The organism is Streptomyces scopuliridis RB72, assembly GCF_000718095.1.
Classification (GTDB): Bacteria; Actinomycetota; Actinomycetes; order Streptomycetales; family Streptomycetaceae; genus Streptomyces; species Streptomyces scopuliridis.
This window is the reverse complement of the sequence record NZ_JOEI01000005.1, coordinates 416867-435139: the sequence shown is the minus strand read 5'-3', so window position 1 is coordinate 435139 and position 18273 is coordinate 416867. Positions and strand designations below refer to the sequence as shown.

The window sequence follows — 18273 nt, the reverse complement described above, 5'->3', positions numbered from 1 at the left end:
ATGGCCACGACTGGTTCACCCACCGGCCCCGGGGCCCCCATCGGCGCCCCCACCAGGATCAGCCAGGGCTCGCAGACCAAGGGCGGCATAGGCGAGTCGACGCTCCGTCCCGACGGCGTACTCAAGGTCACCGGCGAGTTCGCGTACTCCTCCGACATGTGGCACGAAGACATGTTGTGGGGCCACACGTTGCGCTCCACCGTGGCGCACGCCGAGATCAGGTCGATCGACACCGCCGAGGCGCTCGCGACCCCGGGTGTCTACGCCGTACTGACCTATGACGATCTCCCGACGGCCGTCAAGAACTACGGTCTGGAGATCCAGGACACCCCCGTCCTCGCCCACGGCAGGGTCCGGCACCACGGTGAGCCGGTCGCCCTTGTGGCCGCAGACCACCCGGAGACCGCCCGCCGCGCCGCCGCCAAGATACGGATCGACTACGCCGAACTGCCGGTCGTCACCGATGAGGCATCCGCGACCGCCCCCGGCGCCCCGCTGATCCACGAGAACCGCGACGACCACCACATCGGGCATGTCGCGCACCCGAATATCGTCCACCGCCAGCCGATCGTCCGAGGCGACGCCGACGCGGCGGCCGCGCGCGCCGATGTGATCGTCTCCGGCGACTATGTCTTCGGCATGCAGGACCAGGCGTTCCTCGGCCCCGAGTCCGGCCTCGCGGTGCCCGCCGAGGACGGCGGCGTCGATCTGTATGTCGCCACCCAGTGGCTCCACTCCGATCTGCGCCAGATCGCCCCCGTGCTCGGCCTGCCCGAGGACAAGGTCCGGATGACGCTCTCCGGCGTCGGCGGCGCCTTCGGCGGCCGGGAAGACCTCTCCATGCAGATCCACGCCTGTCTGCTGGCGCTGCGCACCGGCAAGCCGGTGAAAATCGTTTACAACCGGTTCGAGTCCTTCTTCGGCCATGTGCACCGGCACCCCGCGAAGCTCTGGTACGAACACGGCGCGACCCGCGACGGCAAGATCACCCACATGAAGTGCCGGATCGTGCTGGACGGCGGCGCGTACGCCTCCGCCTCCCCGGCCGTCGTCGGCAACGCCTCCTCCCTCTCCGTCGGCCCGTATGTCATCGAGGACGTCGACATCGAGGCCATCGCGCTCTACACCAACAACCCGCCCTGCGGCGCGATGCGCGGCTTCGGCGCGGTCCAGGCGTGCTTCGCGTACGAGGCGCAGATGGACAAGCTGGCGGCGGCGCTGGACATGGATCCGGTGGAGTTCCGGCAGCTCAACGCCATGGAACAGGGCACGCTGCTACCGACCGGACAGCGCGTCGACTCCCCGGCGCCCGTCGCCGAACTGCTCCGCCGGGTCAAGGCCAGACCGCTCCCGCCCGAGCAGCAGTGGCTCGCGGCCGGCGAGGCGGCCGACGTACGGGCACTGCCCGGCGGGCTCTCCAACACCACCCACGGCGAAGGCGTCGTACGGGGTGTCGGCTACGCGGTCGGCATCAAGAACGTCGGCTTCTCCGAGGGCTTCGACGACTACTCCACCGCGCGGGTACGGCTCGAAGTGATCAACGGGGTGCCGGTGGCCGTCGTCCACACCGCGATGGCGGAGGTCGGCCAGGGCGGCGTCACCGTACACGCCCAGATCGCCCGTACCGAACTCGGCGTCACGCAGGTCACCATCCAGCCGGCCGACACCCAGGTCGGCTCGGCGGGGTCCACCTCCGCCTCCCGTCAGACGTATGTCACGGGCGGGGCGGTGAAGCACGCCTGCGAGAACGTCCGGGAGAAGGTCCTGGAGATCGGCCGGCGCAAGTTCGGTACGTACCACCCGGCCTGGGCCACCGCCGAGTTGCTGCTGGAAGGCGGCAAGGTCGTCACCGACGGCGGCGAGGTCCTCGCCGATCTGGTGGACGTGCTGGAGGACGAGGCGGTGGATCTGGAGCTGGAGTGGCGCCACCGTCCGACCCAGCCCTTCGATCTCCGGACGGGCCAGGGCAACGGCCATGTCCAGTACTCGTTCGCCGCGCACCGCGCGGTCGTCGAGGTGGACACCGAACTGGGGCTGGTCAAGGTCATCGAACTGGCCGTCGCCCAGGACGTCGGCAAGGCGCTCAACCCGCTCTCCGTCCTGGGCCAGATCCAGGGCGGCACCATCCAGGGTCTGGGCGTGGCGGTGATGGAGGAGATCATCGTCGACCCCAAGACCGCGAAGGTGCGCAACCCGTCCTTCACGGACTATCTGATCCCCACCATCCTCGATACGCCGACGATCCCCGTCGACGTACTCGAACTGGCCGATGCCCACGCGCCGTACGGTCTGCGCGGCATCGGCGAGGCTCCGACCCTCTCATCAACTCCCGCCGTTCTGGCGGCCATCAGGAACGCGACGGGTCTGGAGCTGAACAGGACGCCGGTACGCCCCGAGCATCTCACCGGCACCTGACACCCCATCAATTCCCTTCGCTGGCAGTCCCCGGGCGGCGCCGCTCGTGCCGCCGGGGACCGCGCCTTTAATTCGTCTCGGGCCGTCCCCCGGGTCGTGCAGCCCACGCACCATCCCAAATCCCGCAGTCCCCTGTCCTTTCGCGGGAGCCCCTTTGAACCTTGGGAGCAGGCATACATGACCCATTCGTCAGTGGAGCCGAGGACCACCGCCGAGGACGCCGGCACAGGCTCACGTCCCCCGGCCGGCAGGTCCTGGCTCGACCGGTACTTCCACATATCCCCTCGCGGCTCGACCGTCGCCCGCGAACTGCGTGGCGGCGTCACGACCTTCATGGCGATGGCGTACATCCTGCTGCTCAACCCGCTGATCCTCTCCGGCGAGGACGTCGCCGGTGACACTCTCGGACAGAAGGCCCTGATCACCGCGACCGCCTTCGCCGCCGCCCTGACCACTCTGCTGATGGGCTTCGTGGGAAAGGTGCCTCTCGCGCTCGCCGCCGGGCTCTCCGTCTCCGGTGTGGTGGCCGGCCAGGTCGTGCCCGTGATGACGTGGCCGCAGGCCATGGGCATGTGCGTGATGTACGGAGTGGTGATCTGTCTGCTGGTGATCACCGGCCTGCGGGAAATGATCATGAACGCCATCCCGCTCGCGCTCAAGCACGCGATCACGATGGGCATCGGCATGTTCATCGCGCTGATCGGGCTGGTCAAGGCGGGCTTCGTACACGCCTCGCAGGGAGGTGGCCCGGTCACGCTCGGCCCCACCGGTGAACTCGCCGGCTGGCCCGTCCTGATCTTCTGCGTCACGCTGCTGCTGATCTTCATGCTCCAGGCCCGCGACGTGCCCGGCGCCATCCTGATCGGCATCGTCATCGGCACGGTCATCGCCGTCGTCCTCAACGCCGCCGGCGGCATCAGCCCCAAGGCATGGAACAGCGGTCCGCCGGAGCTGACCGGCAGCGCCGTCTCCATGCCCGACTTCTCGCTCTTCGGGAAGGTCGAGTTCGGCGGCTGGGGACAGGTCGGCGCGATGACCGTCGGCCTGATCGTCTTCACCCTCGTACTCGCGGGCTTCTTCGACGCGATGGCCACCATCATCGGCGTCGGTACGGAAGCGAAGCTCGCCGACGACAAGGGCCGGATGCCGGGCCTGTCCAAGGCGCTGTTCATCGACGGCGCGGGCGGTGCCATCGGCGGGGTGGCGGGCGGCTCGGGCCAGACCGTCTTCGTCGAATCCGCGACGGGCGTCGGCGAGGGAGCACGTACCGGCTTCGCCTCCGTCATCACCGGCCTCCTCTTCGCGGCCTGTCTCTTCTTCACCCCGATCACGCAGATCGTCCCGGGCGAGGTCGCGGCGGCGGCCCTGGTCGTCATCGGCGCGATGATGACGCAGAACGCGCGGCATGTGGACTGGGGCGACCGCGCCGTCGCCGTCCCGGTCTTCCTGACCGTCGTGCTGATGCCGTTCACGTACTCCATCACCGCCGGGGTCGCGGCCGGCGTCATCTCGTACGTCGCGATCCGGATCGCCCAGGGCAGGGCCCGTGAGATCGGTGCCTTCATGTGGGGCCTCACCGTGATCTTCGTGGTCTTCTACGCGCTCCACCCGATCGAATCCTGGCTGGGCGTCTCCTGACCCGGCCTCCCCCGCACCCGACCGCAGCCACCGCGCACCCGACCACCCCGCACCCGACCACCCCGCACCCGACCGCAACCACCAGACCAGAGGAGACCGACATGCTGGACATCGCCGAAGAGCTGAACCGGTGGGTCGAGCAGGGACGTGACTTCGCCGTCGCCACCGTCGTGGCGGTCACCGGCAGCGCGCCCCGCCGGCCGGGAGCCGCGCTCGCCGTCGACAGCGCGGGCACGGCGATCGGCTCGGTCTCCGGCGGCTGTGTGGAGGGTGCCGTGTACGAGCTGTGCCAACAGGCCCTCCAGGACGGCGCCACCGTCCTGGAGCGGTTCGGCTACAGCGACGAGGACGCCTTCGCCGTGGGTCTGACCTGCGGCGGGGTCATCGACATCCTGGTGACGCCGGTACGGTCCGACGCCGCCGGAAGCGCCCTGCGGGCGGTGTTCGCGGCGGCGCTGTCCACCGCCGCCCGGGGGGACGCGGCGGCGCTCGCGCGGATCACCGAAGGACCGGACACGCTCCGGGGCCGCGCCCTGCTGGTGCGCCCCGACGGATCGTACGAGGGCGGTCTCGGCGGCCACCCGCAGCTGGACCGTACGGCGGCGGCCGAGGCCCGCGCCCTGCTGGACGCGGGACGTACCGGCACGGTCGTGCTGGGGGAGCGGGGATCGCGGTGCGGGCAGCCGCTGACGCTCCTGGTCGAGTCGAGCGTGCCACCCCCGCGCATGATCGTCTTCGGTGCCATCGACTTCGCCGCCGCGCTGGCGCGCGCCGGCGCGTTCCTCGGCTACCACGTGACTGTCTGCGACGCGCGCCCCGTCTTCGCGACCCGCGACCGCTTCCCCGACGCCGACGAGATCGTGGTCGACTGGCCGCACCGCTATCTGGCGTCGACGGCGGTCGACCGCCGTACGGTGCTCTGCGTGCTCACCCATGACGCCAAGTTCGACGTGCCCCTGCTGGAGCTGGCCCTCAGGCTCCCCGTCGCCTTCGTCGGCGCGATGGGCTCCCGCCGTACCCACGAGGACCGCGACAGACGGCTGCGCGAGATCGGTGTCACCGAGCGCGAACTCGCCCGGCTGCACTCGCCGATAGGGCTTGACCTCGGGGCCCGTACGCCGGAGGAGACCGCGCTGTCGATCGCGGCGGAGATCGTCGCGGTGCGGCGGGGCGGCAGCGGTGTCCCGCTCACGGGCGCGCACACCCCGATCCACCACGACCGGCCGAGGACGCGGGCGATCGGTTCGGTCGCCTGAGGACCCCGTCGGCCGCCCGGACCTCCGGACATCCGATTATTCGGTTGCCGCAGGGCCCCGGCCGCCTGTTTCATCGAGGCGGCGCTCACCGGGAGCTCCGGGCGAAGGTTCAAAAGGTGGTGTTGTATGCCTGTTGCCGGTCGGAACCGTTCTCTTGACCGAGGCAGTTCTCTCTCCGTGATGTCACCCCGGCACCGCTGCTGACACGCACGGCCGACAGGCATCGCCCGACCGGAGCGAACTCCCTTGGTACGAGACGGCGTTCATCCCCGACCGTCCGAGCAACACACCAGGAGTCGTTCTCACGATGTCCCGCAACAGGTCCAGACACACTTCCGGACACACTTCCGGACGCACGTCCCGTTCCACGTCCGGACGCGCGCGCTTCGAAGCACGCGCCGAGTCCTTCCGCTGTCTCCACTGCGGTCTCGACGTACCGATGACCGCGGCCGGCACCAGCCACCGCAACCACTGCCCGAACTGCCTGTGGAGCCGTCACGTCGACGACACCCCGGGCGACCGGGCCGCCGACTGCGGTGCCCGGATGGAGCCGGTCGCCATCTCCGTACGCGGGGACGGCGAATGGGTACTCGTCCACCGCTGCGTCCACTGCGACGTACTGCACGCCAACCGCACGGCGGGCGACGACAACGTCCTGCCCCTCACCCGGCTCGCCGTACGCCCCCTGGCCCAGCCGCCGTTCCCCCTGGAGCGGCTCGGCTCGCTCTGAGCGTGAACGGTCGCCGTTCCGTGCCGTGTCCCCCACGGGATACGGCGCGGAACGGCGCTGTCGCCACAGGACCGTTCACCTTGAGGCGCTCGCGCAGGCGAGGAGCTCTTTGCTGGAGCGCGCTCTCGGAGTCGCCAGGCTCACCCTGCTCGGACTGGTGGAAACCCATCGGTTCTTCCGCCGGGTACGGGCTGGCCGCCACCATCGCGGGACTTGCCCGAGCAGGCATCCGTGGCATCGGAGTCTGCTTCGAGAAAGCACCGGGTCGGCTCACCGGAACGGCCGGCTGGTATCGCACGGCAGCCACCGCTGAACTCGCCCGCAGCCAGGGCCGGGAGATGGTCTTCCTCAACGGTGACGCGTTCTCGGATGCCATGAAGGAGCAGGTCTCCGAACTCATCCGGCATCGTTTCGGCGGGCGCCTGGACTATCTCATCTACTCGGTGGCGGCCCCGCGCCGTACCGACCCCGACACCGGAGCCACCTACGCCTCGGTCCTCAAGCCCGTCGGGGAGGCATACCGCACCAAGACGCTCGTCTTCGCCGACGGGGGCGCACCCGAGGTGAAAGAAGTCGAGACCCAGCCGGCCGAGGGCGACGACATCGATCAGACAGTCGCCGTGATGGGTGGCTCCGACTGGGAGCGGTGGATCGATCACCTCGCCGACCGTGAACTACTCGCCGCCGGCTTCACCACCGCCGCACTGTCCTACATCGGCTCCTCATTGACCGCGGCGATCTACCGGCAGGGCACCATCGGCGCCGCCAAGGCCCACCTCGAACAGACCGCTCGCATCCTCGATGAGCGTCTCGCCAAGCTCGTCGGCGGGCGCGCGGTGACTTCCGTGAACGGCGCCGCCGTCACTCAGTCCTCCACCGCCATCCCGGGCATCGCGCTCTATGTCGGGCTGCTGCGCGGCGTCCTCGGCGACACCATGACGCCGCCGGTCGCTCAGCTCTCCGAGCTGTGGGACCAGCTCACCGGGGCCCGCCCGCTCGACCTCGACGAGGACGGCCGCGTACGCCTCGACACCTGGGAACTCGACCCCGGTGTGCAGGCCGCCGTCGCCGAGCGGTGGAACACCGCCACCACCGACACGATCACCGAACTGGCCGACCTCGACTGGTTCCACGCCGAAGTCCGTCGTCTGTACGGCCTCGCGGTGCCCGGCATCGACTACACCGCGCCCGTCGAGACCGACGTCCGCTGGCCCGACAGCACTTCCTGACGCCCTCCGGAGGAGCGCCGCCACGCCCAAGCCGTTCACCCCGAGGCCCGTCGCACCAGTTCCGTGCGCAGGACCACGTGCTGCCAGGCCGCCGCGGAGTCGTTGATCGTCTCCAGCAGTACCCGGGCCATCGTCCGCCCCATCTCCTCCACCGGCTGGCGCACCGAGGTGAGTTGAGGGTCCGTGTGGCGGGCGAGGGGGGAGTCGTCGAAGCCGACCACCGCCACATCCTCCGGGACCCGGCGGCCCGCCGCTCGCAGGGTGTGCAGGGCGCCCACCGCCATCAGGTCCGAGGCGGCGAAGACCGCGTCGAGATCCGGGTGGAGGCGGAGCAGTTCCGCCATCGCGCGGCGTCCGCTCTCCTCGGTGAAGTCGCCGTGCGCGATCCAGGAGGGGGCGGGGCCGGGGGCGTGTTCGCGTACCGCTTCCTCGTAGCCGCGCAGGCGGCACTGCGCCACATACATGTCCAGCGGGCCGGTGATGGTGGCGATCGCCCGGCGGCCCGACGAGGACAGATGGCGTACGGCGGCCCGCGCGCCGCCCACGTTGTCGGAGTCGACGTACGACACCGATTCGTCCCCGGATCTGCGACCGCTGAGGACCGTCGGCATCTCCATCTCGGCCAGCAGATCGGGCAGTGGGTCGCTGCCGTGGACGGAGACCAGGAAGACCCCGTCGATCCGGCGGGCGCGGGCGTACTGGAGGAAGCGGTGGCGCTCCTTCTCCGTACGGACGAGGGTGAGCAGGAGCTGCAGATCGGTGTCGGCGAGACCGTCGCCCACGCCGTGGACGATCTCGGAGAAGTACGGCTCGGCGAAGAAGCGTTTCTCGGTCTCGGGGATCACCAGGGCCACGGCGTCGGTACGGCTGCCCGCCAGGGCGCGGGCGGCCCGGTTGGGTATGTAGCCGAGCTGGGCGATGGCCTGCTCGACCAGATGGCGTGTGGTGTCCTTCACCCGGGGCGAGTTGTTGATGACGCGGGACACCGTGCCCCGGCCGACGCCCGCGAGCGCGGCGACCTCCTCCAGGGTGGGCTGGCCCGTACGGCCCTTCGTCACCATCGTGCGACCTCCAGTCTCGGCCCGGGCCGTCGGCGGGAACACCGGGAGACCGGGCAGTGGTGCCGCTCTCACGCTACGCCGCCGCGCGTCGCGCCGTCTCCAGCAGGATGAGGAAGCTGTCCACGTCCCAGGCGGCGCGGCCGACGAACAGACCGTCCACGCCCGGCACTTCGAGCAGCGCGGCGGCGTTCCGTACCGTGACCGAGCCGCCGCGGGCCGCCACCTCGGCGCTCTCGCCGCAGCACAGCAGTGGGATCGGTCCGTGCCGCAGGGGCGCCGCGACCTCGCGGGCCGCGGTCGCGTCGGTCTCGGCGAAGTGGGCGCGCCGCTCCGGAGCACGAGGCCGTCACGCGCGCTTCGTGTGCGATCCGTAAGGCTCCCGCGACTCGTACGAACTGAGCGCGGCCACCTTCGTGGCGGACGGCGACGCCGGGTCGAAGGTGTACGTCAGCCACTCACGGGCCGGCCTGCGGGCCAGTTCGGATACGCGGTGTCCTGGCCGGGGGCCACACCCACATCGGTGACCTCGGTGACCTCGGTGACGGCGGCGTGGGCCCGGAGGCCGGCCTTCAGGACCTCCTTGTAGTCGAGACCGGCGGCCTCGGAGCCGACGACGATACGCGGCGTCAGTGGCTCTCCTCGGGCTCGGGCTCGGGCACGTTGGGGACGTCGGGGGAGTCGGGGGTGAGGGCGGCGACGATCAGGGCGAACGAGACGGCCCCCGGGTCGGGCGAGCCGAGCCCCCGGACCCCATGGGTACGGGCCCGGCCCAGGCGCGCGGCGATCGCGGCGGTCGCCTCGGCGGCCTCGCTCGCGGCCCGCGCGGCCTGTGCCCACGCGGCGGCGAACCCGGCCGAGGGCAGGGCCGCCTCCAGCCGGTCGGCGAACGGCACGGCGGCGTCCACCAGCGTCTTGTCGCCGGGCCTCGCTCCGCCGATCCGCAGCACCGCGTCCACGGCGGCCCGTACGGCGCGCGTCAGCCGGGCGCCGTCGGTGGCGTCGCGTCCTCCCGTACTGCCGTTGCGTCCGGCCGGACCGCTGCCACCTCCGCCCGTACCGCCGTCGTGGTCGCCGAGCACCGCGCCGAATGACGTCAGCGCCGCTCCCCACAGCGCGCCGGAGGTGCCGCCGGCCCGCTCCGACCAGGCCGCGCCGGCGTGCGCCAGCACCGTACCGGCGCCCGCACCGAGGGCGACCGCCTCCCGCGCGGCAGCCGCGGCGGCCTCGGCCCCGCGCCGCATCCCGATGCCGTGGTCGCCGTCGCCCGCCACGGCGTCGAGGTCCCCGAGCCGCGCCTCATGCGCGACCACGGTGTCGCGCACCGTCAGCAATGCCTCGGCGAGCCGTGCCCCCAGGGCCCGCGAATCCGGGCCGCCCGGTACGACCGGTGGCATCCGGTGCGTGGTGGTCAGATCGTCGGTACGCGGCGGCCGGGGCGCGAGGGCGCCCCGGCGGAAGGCGGGCGTGGCGGCCGGAGCCGTCCACAGTGCTTCCAGTTCGTCGTCGAGGAAGGTCAGGGTGAGGGAGAGGCCGGCCATCCCGAGGCTGGTGATCTGCTCGCCGACCACCGGCGCGGCGACGGTCAGGCCCTCGGCGGCCAGCCGCTCGGCCACGCGGCGGTACACGACGTACAGCTCCTCGTACTTGGTCGCGCCCAGGCCGTTGAGCAGCGGCGCCACCCGGTCGGATCCGCCCACACCGGCGGCTGCCACCGCCCGCTCCGCGAGGATCCTGTCCACCAGGAGATCGGCGGCCCGGTCGGCGGTGGGCAGCGGGAGTTCCGCGATCCCGGGCTCGCCGTGGATACCGAGGCCGACGCTCATCCGCCCGGCGGGGACGGTGAACAGCGGCCGGTCCGCGCCCGGCAGGGTGCAGCCGCCGAAGGCGAGGCCGAGCGAGCGAGTGGCGGCGTTGGCCCTGCGGCCGGCGCGTACGGCCGCGTCGATACCGAGACCGGCCTCGGCCGCCGCACCGAGGATCTTCAGTACGGAGAAGTCGCCCGCGATGCCACGGCGCGGCGCGGTGTTGTCGGCCGGACCCGACGCGATGTCGTCGGTGACCGCGAGGGTCCTGGCGTCCATGCCCTCCGCACGGAGCTGTTCGGCCGCGCGCCCGAAGTGCAGGATGTCTCCGGCGTAGTTGCCGAAGGCGAGGATCACCCCGCCGCCGTTGTCGGCGGCCCGTGCCACCGAGCAGATCTGCGAGGCGGAGGGGGAGGCGAAGACATGGCCGCAGGCCGCGCCGTGCGCGAAGCCGGGCCCGACCCAGCCCGCGAACGCGGGGTAGTGGCCGGTGCCGCCGCCGATGACGACGGCCACCTGGCCCGGCGGGGTGGCCGAGGCGCGGACGACGCCGCCGTGCACCGTACGGATGTCCTCGGCGTGGGCGGCGGCGAACCCGGCCAGGGCCTCGTCGGCGAAGGCGCGCGGGTCGTTCGTCAGCACGGTCATGGCCGGACCCCCTCGGTCCGGTCCTGGCCGGCCTCGGCGCGGGCAGCGGCAACGGCGGGCAGTTTCACGGCGAGGACACGGCGCAGACAGTCGCGGTCGGTCAGCGACCGGTGGAGCCCGGCGCAGACGAGGGTGGTGCCGAGTTCGGCGGCGGCGTCGAGCGAGCGGAGCAGATAATCGGCGTTGGCCGCGGCGGTGCCGGGGTCCGGGTCGATCACACTGCGCCGGGTCACCGAGATCGCGGAGACACCGAGTCCGCACTCCTTGAGGGTCCGGGACAGCTCGGCCGGCCGGGCGGGGGAGAGATCGCCGGGCCGCAGCCGGCTGTCCGTGAGGTCGACGTGGTCGAAGCCCTCGGCGGCGACCTCGTCCAGGACGCGCTGCCAGGAGGCGGCGGGGGCGTCCTGGACGGAGCGGCCGTCGCGGGTCGTGTGCGGGAACTGCAGGACGGCGGCGCCGCTGGGCCAGTCCTGCGCGGTGTGGGACATCGTCGTCTCCGGGTCTGTCAGAAGTGGCCGGGACCGGACTCTGGATCATAGACCCTATAGGATCTATTCAATCGGAGACACCCCGCCGACCTCACCCGGCCGGCCGGTGACGCTAGGATGGCGAGCGAGATGAACAGGAACGAGAACAGTGCTGTGGCCGCCCCGGCCGCCGGCCGTAAGCCGGTAGTGCCTCGCCGAGCCCTCCGCGACGGTGTGTACGACGCGATTCTGGAGAGGCTGCTCGACGGCTCGACCCCGCCGGGGAGTTCACTCGGTATCGACTCCCTCGCCCGGGAGCTGGAGGTGTCGCCGACCCCGGTGCGCGAGGCGCTCGTCCAGCTCGAACACACCGGACTGATCTCGCGGGTGGCGCTGAAGGGCTACCGCGTCGCCGCGCCGCTCTCTTCCGAGCAGCTCGCGGAGCTCTTCGACATGCGCACGATCCTGGAGACCGCGGCCGTGGAGCGCGCGGTCTCCCAGGTCGACGACCTGGTGCCCGAGTTGCGGGCCGCGCACGCGCGGCAGGTGCTCTGCGCCCATCGCGTACGGAAGTTGCGGGGCGCCGACGGCCGGCCGACCGACTTCTCCGATCTGCGCGAGTACTTCGCCGCGGACTGGGAGTTCCACCTCACGATCATCCGGGCCTCCGGCAATCGCTTCCTCCTCAAGACCGCCGAGTCCCTGAGCGCGCATGTGCACCGGCTGCGGCAGACCGCCGACCACGGCACGACGGATCTCGAGCAGGCCGTGGACGAACACGCCGCGATCCTGGCCGCGTTCGAGTCCGGCGACCCCGAGCGGCCGCTCGTCGCGATGCGTGAACATCTGGCCGCGGTGGCGCGGCGCGTGTCCGCCGCCGGCTGACGCTTCTCTGGCTCACATACATTTCACTCGCATACGTTTCGACGGCCGCGGCTGCCGACTCCCTTGCCGACTCCCGGGCTGCCCCTTAACGTCATTCCGCATATCCAATAGGATCTCTGATGTTGTAGGGGTGATGACACGGAGTTTTCTCCTCGCGGACGCCGGACGCAAGAAGACCCACGATGAAGTCACCGTTCCTCGGCAGCGCGTCATCAACAGCCGGGAGCCACTAGAGCGGAAGCACGCAGACAGCCACCGGCGACCGGAACGGCACGCCCGCCGACCGCAGTTCGCCGGTGCCCGGGTCGACATGGAAGACCGTCACGGAGTTCGACCGCTGATTCGCGGCGAACAGCAGATCCCCGGCGGGGGAGAGGGCGAGCTGCCGGGGGAAGTCGCCGCCGACCGGCACGGTGTCGAGCAGCCGCAGCTTCGCGCCGGACGCCTCGACGGCGTACCGGGCCAGGCTGTTGTGACCGCGGTTGGCGAGATACGCGAAGGCTCCGTCGCCGGTGACCACCAGCTGGGCCGGGAAGTTGCCGCCCGCCTGCCCCGCGCCGGTGGACTGCGGCTCGCCGGGGGTGAGTTCACCGGTCGCGGGGTCGTACGCGCAGACGACGACGGTGTTGTCGAGCTCGTTGGCCAGATAGGCGAACGCGCCCGACGGATGGAAGGTGAGATGGCGAGGGCCCGCGCCGGGGCGCAGCCGCGCGTACGAGACCTGGGCCAGCGTCCCGGCCAATGTGTCGAGACGGTACGTATAGACGGTGTCGTTGCCCAGGTCGACGGCGAGCACATGGCCGCCGTCCGGCGCGGTGAGGATCTGGTGGGCGTGCGGCCCCTGCTGCCCGGGGCCCGGCGGCGGCGCGGAGTGCGTGACCAGGTCCGTACGTTCGCCCAGCGCGCCCGAGGCATCGATGGGGTGCACGGCGACGCTGCCGGAGGTGTAGTTGGCGCTCAGCAGCCAGCGCCCGCCGGGGTGCACCGACAGATGGGTGGGCCCGGCGCCGCCCGTGGAGCGCGTGCCCAGCACGGTCGGGCTCCCGCCCCCGGCCCCGGGCAGGGCGATCGCCGTGACACCGCCGTCCTGCTGCTCATTGACGGTGTAGAGCGTGGTGCCGTCCGGATGGACGGCGAGATACGAGGGGTTCGCGACGCCGGTGACCGTACCGGCGCCCGAGATCGCGCCCGTCACCGTGTCGTACGTCGCCAGGCCGACGCCTGTGCCGCCGCCTTCGGCGGAGGTGTACGTCCCGAGGAACAGCGGCCGGGTGGCGGCGCGCGGACCGGCGGACGCGGAGACGGACGCGGAGACGGACGTGGAGACGGATGCGGAGACGGATGCGGGGGCGGCGAACGGAGCGGGCGCCGCCGCGGCGACCGAGGCTGCGGCGAGCGCACCCACGCCCAGGAAGCGGCGGCGGTTCAGACGGAGCGGGTCCGGTCCGCCGGCGGACCCGGTGAATTCCTTGGACGGTTCGGCTTTCCCGTGCATGAGGTCACCTCGGGGGGTCGGCAAGAAAGCTGACGGTTCGGCGATCTGATGCCCCGTCAGCTCTTGTTTGGTTCCGTGGGGGAATTCTCACTATCATCCGGCGATGATCATAAGTAAATGGCCGGCAGCCGCCGTGTGCGGTCTGGTGGCCACCCTGGCCGTAGGGCTCTTCCCTCCCGCCGCTGCCGCCGCCGACGAACCTACCGGGAAACCGGCCCCGAAGGTCGATCTGGTCCTCGATGTCAGCGGCTCGATGCGGACCCGCGACATCGACGGCCAGTCCCGGATGGCGGCGGCGAAACAGGCGTTCAACGAGGTGCTCGACGCGGTTCCGCAGGAAGTGGAGCTGGGCATCCGCACCCTCGGGGCCGACTACCCCGGCAAGGACACCAAGGTCGGCTGCAAGGACACCAAGCAGCTCTACCCGGTGGGGCCGCTGGACCGCACCGAGGCGAAGACCGCGGTCGCCACGCTCGCCCCCACCGGCTGGACACCCATCGGCCCCGCGCTCCTCGGCGCGGCCGACGACCTGGAGGGTGACGGCGACGCCACCCGCCGTATCGTCCTCATCACCGACGGCGAGGACACCTGCGCCCCGCTCGACCCCTGCGAGGTCGCGCGTGAGATCGCGGCCAAGGGCATCCATCTCACCATCGACACCCTGGGTCTCGTCCCCGACGACAAGACCCGGCGGCAGCTGACCTGTATCGCCGAGGCCACCGGCGGCACGTTCACCTCCGTCCAGCACACCGATGAACTCTCGCGCCGTGTCACACAGTTGGTGGACCGCGCCGCCGACCCCGTCGTCACCCCGGTGGCCACCGAGGGCGCCGCGCGCTGCGCCGACGCCCCGCGGATCAAGCCCGGCCTCTACAGCGACCGCGAGAAGTTCTCGGAGCACCGCTGGTACCGCGTGGACGTGCTGCCCGGCCAGGAGCTGCGCGCCTCCGTCAGCGTCGGCGCCGACCGCGCCGTCAACCAGGACTACGGCGTGCTGCTGCGCGCCGTGACCGTACACGGCAGGGAGATCGTCCGCGGCTCGGAAGCGGGCGACGGGCGCACCGACGTGATCTCGTCGGGGCTGCGCTACCCGAAGCCGCCGCTCGACAACGAGGACGAGGTGAAGCCGGCCGCCGAGACGGTCTGTCTCCAGGTCAGCAACGCCTTCTCCGCGCCCGCCTCCGTCAAGACCACCCCCGGCCTGCCCGTCGAGCTGACCGTCGATCTGGTCGACTCGCCCGACGAGCCGTCCGATCTCGCCGCGTTCGGTCTCGGCCGCGGCTGGTGGCTGCTCGGCACCCTGGCCCTCACCGGACTGGTCGCCGGACTGCTCTGGGGCTGGCTCTCGCGCCTGCGTCTCGTATGGAGGAGCAACTGATGCGTATCACCGGTATGTTCACGGGTTCCCTGCTGGCCGGTGTGCTGCTTCTCGGTACGGCGGGCAGCGCCGTCGCCGACGAGACCCCGACGCCCACCGGCAGCTCGTCCGACGGCTCCGACACCGCTGAGGCGCCGACCGAGGCGGGCACGTCGTTCCGTACGGCCACCGCGTTCCGGCCGGGCCAGCGGGCCACGGCGGACGGCTCCTCGGGCGACTACCTGTACTGGGTGTTCCCCGCGGACGCCGGGCAGCGCCCGACCGTCACCGCGAAGGTCACGCTCCCCGAATCCGCCGCGGCCAGGAAGGGCGCGACCACCTGGCAGGTGGACGTCTACGACGGACTGCGCCGCCGCCAGCCGTGCATGTACGGCGCCCAGACCAAGGCGCTCGCGGCCGACGCGCGCACGGTCGAGCTGCGCTGCACGCTGCGTACCGTACGGGCCTGGGCCGAGCCGTGGTCCAACGATCCGCTGCCGGGCAGCTACTACGTACGGCTCACCGTCCTGAACGCGCAGGAGGTGGACCTCGGGCTGCCGGTACGGGCGGAGATCGAGGCCGCCACGCCGGACAAGGGCGGGGCCTCGGCGGTCGGCGGTCAGCTGGCCGTCCCGCTGACCCCGGGCCGTACCACCGTCTCGGCGGCCGATGACGGAGACGGGAGCGGGACCGACAGCGGTATGGGCGACGGGGCGCGGCTGGCCGCCTCCGGCGTCGAGCCCGAGGGCGGCTGGTCCTCCGGCTGGTGGACGGACCGCTGGATCTGGACCGTGGCCGGCGGGGTGCTCGGCGCCCTCGCGGGCATCGCCGGCTACACCCTCGCGCGCCCGTCCCGCCGGCCGGCGGGACCGAGCGGCATCTGAAACACGAGGCGCGTACGGCGATGGAAGCGGACGGCGGTCCGGGGAGACCCGGGCCGCCGTCCCCGTACCGGCACCACGGGCCGCGCCCTCAACCCGGCCGGCTCTGCCATCCGCTGACCCGCGCGCGGCGGGCGGAGGTGGCCGAGGAGGGGGAGCGGCTGCTCGTGATCCTGTCCGGGGCCCGCGCCAACGGCTGGCTCGGCGAGGTCGAGGGACTTCAGGTCAGCTTCGACGCTGCGATGGCCAAGCTCAAGAGCCTTAAGAACATCCCCACCGACGGACGCCCACAACTGGTCGACCTCGGCATGCCCGTCTTCACCGACGACGCACCGCCGCCTCGAACGGATGCAGGACAACCTGGGCCCCAAGGCTGACCGCCCAGCCCGCGATGAGGATCGGACCGGATTTTCGCGGTAGCGGGCTGAGGGCTGCGTTCGATGCAGGATCCGTGCGTTCGTCTAACGGTGGCTTCGTCGGAAGGGGCCGCGGCGGTGTCCCGAGAAGCCGTGACGAGCTGTTAGTGCTGGTGCTCTCGCGCTTGCCGGTCAGGATGGCTGGACTTCGTCGAAGAGGGCGAGGGCTTCGGCGGGGTCCGGGCTCACGAGGCGTTCCAGACCGGCCGTCGTGATCTTCGACCACCTGCCGGCCCGCGCCCACATCTGTTCCTCGAAGGCGCGGACGGCCTTGTCCAGATCTCCAGGGTCGGTGGCGATGGACTCGGCGAGTTCGGCGCCTTCCAACATCGCCAGATTCGCGCCTGCCCCCAATGGGGGCATCAGATGGGCGGCGTCGCCCAGGAGCGTCACCCCGGGGATGTGGGTCCAGGTGTGGGACACGGGCAGGACGTAGAGGGGGCGGTGCACGAAAGCGGTGCCGTGGCGGAGGAGATCGAGGACGGGAGCGGCCCAGCCGTCGAACAGAGCCAACAGGCCTGATCGCACAGCCTCGACGTCGGCCAGGTCCAGGTTTGTGTGCCAGTCCAGCGGCGCACGGAACTGGGCGTATACCTTGGCGTGGCCGCCGCTGTTGCGCTGGGCGACGAGTGCGCGGTTCACGCCGTACACAGCCACGGAACCGTCACCGATCAACCCGGCGAGGTCGGGGTGGCGGGTGTCGACATCGTCGAGGGAGGTCTCGACCAAGGTGACGCCGGTGTAGTGCGGCGTCACCGACGAGACTGCCGGGCGGATCCGGGACCAGGCGCCGTCCGCGCCGACCACGAGGTCGAACGTTTCCTCTCGCCCCTCCGCGAAATGGACCAGTACGCCATCCCGGGTCCCCGGCACTACCTGCGTCACGGCCCGCCCCCACTGGACGTCGAGTTCGCCGAGCAACAGGTCACGGAGTTGCCCGCGATCGATCTCGGGATTGGCCCGGTCATCCGGACGGGGGCGCCAGTCGCGCAGGACGGTCCCGTCCGCGTCCAGGATGCGCATGGCCTGCCCCTCGGGACGAGACAGCGCCTGGAACTCCGCCAGCAGCCCCGCCTTGTCCAGCGCGAGCTGGCCCAGCCCCTCGTGCAGGTCCAGCGTGCCGCCCCGGGGGCGGGCGCCGGGGGCGGGATCGCGTTCGAGGACGGCGACGGGGTAGCCATGGCGGTGCAGGACACGGGCGAAGGTAAGGCCGGCAGGGCCGCTTCCGACCACGGCAATACGATGTCTCATATCGATACACTGTATTTCTTCAGTGCGATGCATCGCAACAGAACGGTGTGACCATGACTGTGTGGGACCGGCCGGAGCCGCCGACTCGCCCCGTGCCGCTCGACCGGGAGCGGATCGTCGCCGCCGCCATCGCGCTGGCCGACGAGGGCGGGCTGGAGGCGGTGTCGTTGCGCAAGGTCGCCGCCCGGCTGAAGGCTGGCCCGATGCGGCTGTACGGATACATCTCCACCAAGGAAGAGCTGCTCGACCTCATGGTGGACGAGGTCCAGGCCGAGATCCTCCCCGAGGAGCGGTCCAGTGACTGGCGGGAGGCGCTGCGCAACCTCGCCAACGGCACCCGGCAGACCGCTCTCCGGCACGAATGGCTGGCCGACCTGCTCGGCGGCCGCCCGACCCTGGGCCCGAACGGCCTCGCCGTGGCCGAAGCCACGCTGGCCGCCCTCGACGACTTCGCCGACATCGACACCGTCATGCGCGCCGTGGAGACCGTCAGTTCCTACTTCACCGGTGCGATCAGGCGCGAGATCGCGAACCTGCGGGCCGAGCGCGCCACGGGCCTGTCCAGGCACGAGTGGCAGCGCGCCTCCGGCCCGTATCTGACGAGGATGTTGGCCACAGGCCGTTTCCCGGCGCTGACCAAGGCCGTGTACGACGGCACGGACGTGGACGCCGAGGCATCCTTCGCGACCGGCCTGGACTGGGTCCTCGATGCCGTGGCCGCCAAACTCACCCGGCCTTGATC

General features: G+C 71.5%; 15 protein-coding genes and 2 pseudogenes. 10 read left to right on the top strand and 7 right to left on the bottom strand.

The annotated features are described in order from the left end of the window. The 5 genes and pseudogenes from IF11_RS0107355 to IF11_RS0107335 form a co-directional block, all read left to right on the top strand. On the top strand, positions 1-2415 hold the full coding sequence (locus IF11_RS0107355; RefSeq protein ID WP_051745612.1) for a xanthine dehydrogenase family protein molybdopterin-binding subunit: 2415 nt from the start codon (positions 1-3) through the stop codon (positions 2413-2415). Between the two features lie 177 nt (positions 2416-2592). Next, entirely contained in the window at positions 2593-4053 is a 1461-nt protein-coding gene (locus IF11_RS0107350) for an NCS2 family permease (RefSeq protein WP_030350635.1), read from the top strand. Between the two features lie 101 nt (positions 4054-4154). Next, complete coding sequence (locus IF11_RS0107345) at positions 4155-5309, top strand: XdhC family protein (RefSeq protein ID WP_030350634.1); 1155 nt, start codon at positions 4155-4157, stop codon at positions 5307-5309. Between the two features lie 307 nt (positions 5310-5616). Further along, the gene (locus IF11_RS0107340; protein ID WP_078490515.1) at positions 5617-6039 is read left to right on the top strand and encodes an RNHCP domain-containing protein; all 423 of its coding nucleotides are present in this window, start codon (positions 5617-5619) and stop codon (positions 6037-6039) included. Between the two features lie 167 nt (positions 6040-6206). Next, a pseudogene (locus tag IF11_RS0107335) lies at positions 6207-7268 on the top strand (enoyl-[acyl-carrier-protein] reductase FabV); the annotation flags it as partial. A gap of 35 nt (positions 7269-7303) precedes the next feature. Here IF11_RS0107335 and IF11_RS0107330 read toward each other — a convergent pair. From IF11_RS0107330 to IF11_RS0107315, 5 genes and pseudogenes are all read right to left on the bottom strand, one after another. Beyond that, on the bottom strand, positions 7304-8329 hold the full coding sequence (locus IF11_RS0107330; protein WP_030350631.1) for a LacI family DNA-binding transcriptional regulator: 1026 nt from the start codon (positions 8327-8329) through the stop codon (positions 7304-7306). A 73-nt stretch (positions 8330-8402) separates the two neighbouring features. Then, entirely contained in the window at positions 8403-8552 is a 150-nt protein-coding gene (locus IF11_RS38595) for a triose-phosphate isomerase (protein ID WP_206300710.1), read from the bottom strand. A gap of 9 nt (positions 8553-8561) precedes the next feature. Next, a pseudogene (locus tag IF11_RS43135) lies at positions 8562-8648 on the bottom strand (hypothetical protein); the annotation flags it as partial. A gap of 307 nt (positions 8649-8955) precedes the next feature. After that, the gene (locus IF11_RS0107320) at positions 8956-10779 is read right to left on the bottom strand and encodes a dihydroxyacetone kinase family protein (RefSeq protein WP_030350630.1); all 1824 of its coding nucleotides are present in this window, start codon (positions 10777-10779) and stop codon (positions 8956-8958) included. Further along, positions 10776-11267 (bottom strand): sugar phosphate isomerase/epimerase family protein, encoded by a 492-nt coding sequence (locus tag IF11_RS0107315; RefSeq protein WP_078490513.1) that lies wholly within the window; start codon positions 11265-11267, stop codon positions 10776-10778. The genes IF11_RS0107320 and IF11_RS0107315 overlap by 4 nt, the downstream gene beginning before the upstream one ends. 129 nt (positions 11268-11396) lie before the next feature. On the opposite strand from IF11_RS0107315, the gene IF11_RS0107310 reads away from it, so the two are divergent. Continuing rightward, on the top strand, positions 11397-12131 hold the full coding sequence (locus tag IF11_RS0107310; RefSeq protein ID WP_030350628.1) for a GntR family transcriptional regulator: 735 nt from the start codon (positions 11397-11399) through the stop codon (positions 12129-12131). Positions 12132-12360: 229 nt separating this feature from the next. Here the strand turns inward: IF11_RS0107310 and IF11_RS0107305 are convergent, their stop codons facing one another. Continuing rightward, on the bottom strand, positions 12361-13626 hold the full coding sequence (locus IF11_RS0107305) for a lactonase family protein (RefSeq protein ID WP_051745610.1): 1266 nt from the start codon (positions 13624-13626) through the stop codon (positions 12361-12363). A 103-nt stretch (positions 13627-13729) separates the two neighbouring features. Here IF11_RS0107305 and IF11_RS0107300 point away from each other — a divergent pair, with 103 nt between their 5' ends. From IF11_RS0107300 to IF11_RS0107290, 3 genes are all read left to right on the top strand, one after another. Then, a complete protein-coding gene (locus tag IF11_RS0107300) occupies positions 13730-15004 on the top strand; it encodes a VWA domain-containing protein (RefSeq protein WP_030350626.1) in 1275 nt (424 codons plus the stop codon). Continuing rightward, on the top strand, positions 15004-15867 hold the full coding sequence (locus tag IF11_RS0107295; RefSeq protein ID WP_030350625.1) for a hypothetical protein: 864 nt from the start codon (positions 15004-15006) through the stop codon (positions 15865-15867). The genes IF11_RS0107300 and IF11_RS0107295 overlap by 1 nt, the downstream gene beginning before the upstream one ends. A gap of 137 nt (positions 15868-16004) precedes the next feature. Next, positions 16005-16241: a hypothetical protein gene (locus IF11_RS0107290; RefSeq protein WP_030350624.1), complete on the top strand. Its 237-nt coding sequence runs from the start codon at positions 16005-16007 to the stop codon at positions 16239-16241. Positions 16242-16412: 171 nt separating this feature from the next. On the opposite strand, the gene IF11_RS0107285 is transcribed toward IF11_RS0107290, so the two are convergent. Further along, complete coding sequence (locus IF11_RS0107285; protein WP_030350623.1) at positions 16413-17531, bottom strand: FAD-dependent oxidoreductase; 1119 nt, start codon at positions 17529-17531, stop codon at positions 16413-16415. Between the two features lie 53 nt (positions 17532-17584). Between IF11_RS0107285 and IF11_RS0107280 the strand changes: the two genes are divergently transcribed. Continuing rightward, positions 17585-18271, top strand: a complete 687-nt coding sequence (locus tag IF11_RS0107280) for a TetR/AcrR family transcriptional regulator (protein WP_037727144.1) — start codon at positions 17585-17587, stop codon at positions 18269-18271. The last annotated feature ends 2 nt before the right edge of the window (positions 18272-18273 follow it).